A 3297-nucleotide genomic window follows, 5' to 3' on the forward strand; every position below is an offset into this window, starting at 1 on the left:
CTGCTGCGCTACAAGTGGGGCGTGATGCCGGTGATTGCCGGCTGCGCGCTGGCCGGCTTGGCGCTGCGGCTGGCGGGCTGGGCCTGATTTGCAAATGGGCATCCGCCCTGCCCCGTCTGCATCCCCGAGCGAAGCCCACATCAATCAACCGCGTCCCAACTTCGGCGCCCACTGGTGAACCCTATGCCTCAATTTGCCGCCAATCTGTCCATGCTCTACCCCGAGCTTGATTTTCTTGACCGCTTCCAGGCCGCCGCCCAGGATGGCTTCAAGGCGGTCGAGTTCCTGTTTCCCTATGCTTTTGAGGCCGACGACATCGCCGCCCGCCTCAAGGCCCATGGCTTGCAGCAGGTGCTGTTCAATGCGCCGCCCGGCGATTGGGACGCCGGTGAGCGCGGCCTGGCCTGCTTGCCCGGACGCGAAGCCGAGTTCCGCGCCGGCATTGACCAGGCGCTGCGCTACGCCGCCGCACTGGACTGCCCGCGCATCCATGTCATGGCCGGCTTGCTGCCAGCGGGCAGCGCGCGCGAGGCGCATTACCCGACCTACGTCACCCAGCTGCGCTGGGCCGCGCTGCAGGCCGCCCGGCAGGGCGTCGAGGTGCTGATCGAGCCGATCAACACGCGCGATATTCCGCGCTTCTTCCTGAACCGCCAGGACGACGCGCACCAGGTTGTCGCTGACGTCGGGGCGCCCAACCTCAAGGTGCAGATGGACCTGTACCACTGCCAGATCGTGGAAGGCGACGTGGCGATGAAACTGCGCAAATACATGCCGACCGGGCGGGTGGGCTACGTCCAGATGGCAGGCGTACCGGAGCGGCATGAGCCGACTCTGGGCGAGTTGAACTACGCCTATCTGTTTTCAGTTCTGGACGAGCTGGGCTATGCCGGCTGGGTGGGGTGTGAATATCGGCCTTCACGAGGCGCACAGGTCGGCGGCACCTCCGCCGGCCTGGATTGGCTCAAGCCCTATCTTCTTGATCAGGACGCATAGCAGCCACAAGTGACGACCATGTTGTCGAATTTTTCGACGTAGACGGCTTTGGTCTTGATCTCCTGTGTCACCGGGTGCGCAAACTTGTATTTGAGGCCTCCGGCGCCGCGCTCCATGCCGATAGCGATCATGTCGCGTATGAACAGCTTGCCGTCCTGATCCTTGGTATTGATGGCATCAGAACCGATGAAATGGCGATTCGCACCATGCGCCGTGACAAAACCCTCGTCGCTGTAAATGCCGAGGTAAAGGTCCTTGTAAACAAACTGTCCCTTGTTCAGCTTGTTCACGTCTTCAATCAGGCTGGCCAGCCCGTTCTCGGTCGCGAATGCGAGGCCTTTTTTGACCAGTGCCTTCGCTTCCTCGGCGGTGCCAATTTCAGACCCCAGCTTGAAATGCCCGACCGACTCCGAGAGTGTCGAGGCACTGTCGGCGAGCGAGATGGCCGACTTCAGTGCCTGATTCACCAGTTCGGCGTTCTCCTCGGTCATGCTTTCGAAGTGGGTGATGGTTTCGTTGACTTGCGCAATGCCAACGCTTTGTTCCCGGCTACCGGTTGCAATGTCGGACATGAATCCGGCAACCTCATGGACCGAGGTGACGATTTCTTCCATGGTCTGGCCCGCGGTGCCGACCAGCTTGCTGCCCGAGTCGACCTTTTCCACCGAATCGGTGATAAGCGATTTGATTTCCTTGGCCGCGCTGGCCGAGCGTTGCGACAGGTTGCGCACCTCGGCCGCGACAACGGCAAAGCCGCGTCCCTGTTCTCCCGCGCGGGCGGCCTCCACCGCTGCGTTGAGCGCCAGAATATTGGTTTGAAACGCAATGCCGTCAATCACGCTGATGATGTCAACAATCTTGTGCGAACTTTGCTTGATGGCGTCCATCGTGGTCACAACGTCTTTCACCAGACCGCCGCCCTTGAGCGCCAGATGAGAGGTGGATGCGACCAGTTGGTTGGCGCGCATGACTTTGTCGGCATTGGTTCTGACGGTGGCGGTCAGCTCTTCCATGGAAGCCGCCGCCTCTTCCAGTGAGCCGCTCTGCGCCTCGTTGCGGACCGACAAGGCCGTGGTGTCATTCTTGACGCGGCCGGCCGTGGTGTCGATCGCAATCGAGCCGCTGCGCACGTCGCGGACGATGTTGAACAAGGAGTCCTTGATGGCGCTGAGCAGTTGCTGTATGTCCGCGACCTCGCCGCTTGCCTGTCCCTTGAAGGAGGCGGTCAAGTCGCCCTCGGAGATTTTTCGGCCAAGGTCCACAATTTCCTGAAGAGGCTGAGCCAGACGGCGGTTAAGCCACCAGGCAAAGAAAAAGTTGAGTGCCAGCGCCAACCCCCCCAAGCCAATGATCAGGCCTCGCAACGCACCCTGGAGGTTGAATGCGGCGATCACGGTCATGGCACTGACCGCCAGAAAGATCATGCCGGCATTCAGTAGCAGCAGGGCGCCAACTTGCAGATGGGTCACACGATGGAACATGGGTTCAGGTCCTCCAAGACGCGAATTTCATTACAGGATCCAGCCAGGGACGGGGAACCATCAGACCGGGTGGGCCAATCGAGTTCCGAGCCTCGCCACGGCCACACGGTAGCCGATGATGGTCAGGAGTGCAAACATTAGTTACACAAAGGTGCGTCGTCGGATGGTTTAAGCAATGGACTGTGTGGCCAACCGAGTCATTGGTTTTGGCTTTGTGCAGGGGACGTGGCATGATGTGCGGCCGTCTGGATGAACCGCCCAAGGAGCTTTGCATGAATGCCCGAGTACCCGAATCCGCGCTCAATGCCGCGCAAGCGCTGGGCCAGGTCAGCCGCGCCTGGGATGAGGACATCGTCCACCGCCTCGAAGACTACATCCGCATTCCGGCCAAGTCGCCCGCGTTTGACGCCGATTGGGTGAAAAACGGCTTTATCGACACGGTCATGTGGGACGCGGCAACCTGGGTCCAGGCGCAAAAGGTGGAGGGCCTGACCCTGGAGATCATCCGCCTGGAGGGCCGCACCCCGGTGCTGTTCTTCGAAGTACCGGCCTCCTCCGGCGCGGGGGAGCCGGACGCGGCGCAGGCGACCTCCAAGCCCACCGTGTTGATGTACGGCCACCTCGACAAACAGCCTGAGTTCACCGGCTGGCGCAGTGACCTGGGGCCCTGGACACCCAAGTATGAAAACGGCAAGCTCTATGGCCGAGGCGGCGCCGATGACGGCTACGCGGTCTACGCCAGCATTGCCGCGATACAGGCGCTCAAGAGCCAGCAAGTGGCGCATCCGCGCATCGTCGGCCTGATCGAGACCTGTGAAGA

3 protein-coding genes are annotated in these 3297 nt (G+C 61.4%); 2 read left to right on the top strand and 1 reads right to left on the bottom strand.

Going from position 1 to position 3297, the window contains the following annotated elements; genetic code table 11:
- Positions 1–183 precede the first annotated feature (183 nt).
- Positions 184–996, top strand: coding sequence for a 2-oxo-tetronate isomerase (gene otnI, locus B3V69_RS17790; RefSeq protein ID WP_296448359.1), 813 nt, complete (start codon positions 184–186; stop codon positions 994–996).
- On the opposite strand, the gene B3V69_RS17795 is transcribed toward otnI, so the two are convergent.
- Positions 984–2477, bottom strand: coding sequence for a methyl-accepting chemotaxis protein (locus B3V69_RS17795; protein WP_296448361.1), 1494 nt, complete (start codon positions 2475–2477; stop codon positions 984–986). The two genes, otnI and B3V69_RS17795, sit on opposite strands and share 13 nt — an antisense overlap.
- Positions 2478–2749: 272 nt before the next feature.
- Here B3V69_RS17795 and B3V69_RS17800 point away from each other — a divergent pair.
- Positions 2750–3297, top strand: a 548-nt coding sequence (locus B3V69_RS17800) for a M20/M25/M40 family metallo-hydrolase (RefSeq protein WP_296448363.1), incomplete at its 3' end; no start/stop codon positions are given.

Source organism: Rhodoferax sp. UBA5149, from assembly GCF_002413825.1.
Lineage (GTDB): Bacteria > Pseudomonadota > Gammaproteobacteria > Burkholderiales > Burkholderiaceae_C > Rhodoferax.

Excerpts from the sequence above, each read along its gene's own strand:
- otnI (WP_296448359.1), top strand. The coding sequence starts at position 184 with ATGCCTCAATTTGCCGCCAATCTGTCCATGCTCTACCCCGAGCTTGAT.
- B3V69_RS17795 (WP_296448361.1), bottom strand. The coding sequence starts at position 2,477 with ATGTTCCATCGTGTGACCCATCTGCAAGTTGGCGCCCTGCTGCTACTG.